General features: G+C 64.5%; 1 protein-coding gene and 1 pseudogene. Both read right to left on the bottom strand.

Annotation, left to right across the window (positions count from 1 at the left end; translation table 11 throughout):
- Positions 1-258, bottom strand: a pseudogene (locus tag EOA22_RS34605) (cytochrome C); the annotation flags it as partial.
- A complete protein-coding gene (locus tag EOA22_RS34600; RefSeq protein WP_244514477.1) occupies positions 255-1,046 on the bottom strand; it encodes a substrate-binding domain-containing protein in 792 nt (263 codons plus the stop codon). The gene EOA22_RS34600 and the pseudogene EOA22_RS34605, both read right to left, overlap by 4 nt.
- Between the last annotated feature and the right edge of the window lie 82 nt (positions 1,047-1,128).

The following is a 1,128-nucleotide window of genomic DNA, read 5'->3' as shown; positions in this document are numbered from 1 at the left end:
GCCATTGGCATGGCAGCCCGAGCAGTTGAACCAGCCGAACAGGCGTTTGCCCTCGCTCATGTGGAAGGCGTTGGCCTCGAAGCTCGCCGCCTTGTTGTCGGTGGGGGAGGGTCGCTGTCCGCCCGGCTCCAACGTGGTCACAGGCGTCGGCTGCTCACCTGAGCCGAGCGCCGATTGCGGTCGCGTGTCGCGCTCCTCGCGCTGGCAGGCGACCAGGGCCAGTGTCAAGGGCAGCAACATCGCCAGAGCGCGCCTCATCGGGCCGGTCTCCCGGCCATGTCCAGACGCGGTACGCCGTATCGCGCCAGAACCGCGTCGATCTCGGCCTTGTGTCGGGCAAGCGCGCTATTCACATCGCCACGCAGCGCATCGTCCTCGCGTCGAACACCCATTGAGATGTCGTACATCAGCGGCAGTTGCGGTCCATCGATGCGAGGCGTGACCGGCGTGATCCGGAGCGGCACCTTTTGCCTCTGCGCGAAATAGCCGGCGAGCGGACCCCAGACCACGGCAAGGTCGATCTCGCCGTTCGCGACAGCTTCGACGATGCGCGCCGGCGGGTTGGGAGCAGAGTAGTCGCCATAGACGGGGTAGCCGATGAGGTGCCCGACAATGCCGCGGCGGCCAAGCGCCTGGACAGGCGGCGAGTTGGCGCCATCGTCGCCGATGAGCTGAACACCGATGCGCAATTCTTGCAACCGCGGGTCGTTGAAGGACGTCACGTCCGGGCCGTCCTGGCGGGTCACGAAGACATAGGACGAACGGTAGTAGGGCGTGGTGGTGCGCAGCATTTCGAGATTGGCAGGCGTGCCGGGCACGAGATCGCAAAGGCCTGCCTTCAGCGTGTTGCGGATGAAGCCACGGCGCTGCGCCCACCAGGTATACGTCAGCTTGGCGCCAAGATCAGTGGCGACAATTTCCGCGATCCTGTTCTCGAACCCTTGACCGGCCGCGTTGGAAAACGGCATGTTGTTCGGGTCGGCGCACACTCTCAATTCACGTGCGTTGGCAACAGCCGGAAAGAGCAACAAGGCGAGCCCGGCCATGCCGATCGCCACCCGTTGGAACGCCTTTCGCGCCGGACGTACGGTCAAGTTCAATCCATCAAGGCAGCCGGAACACATAAAG

It is taken from the genome of Mesorhizobium sp. M7A.F.Ca.US.014.04.1.1 (assembly GCF_003998745.1).
GTDB lineage: Bacteria > Pseudomonadota > Alphaproteobacteria > Rhizobiales > Rhizobiaceae > Mesorhizobium > Mesorhizobium ciceri.
This window is presented reverse-complemented; position numbering and strand designations above follow the sequence as displayed.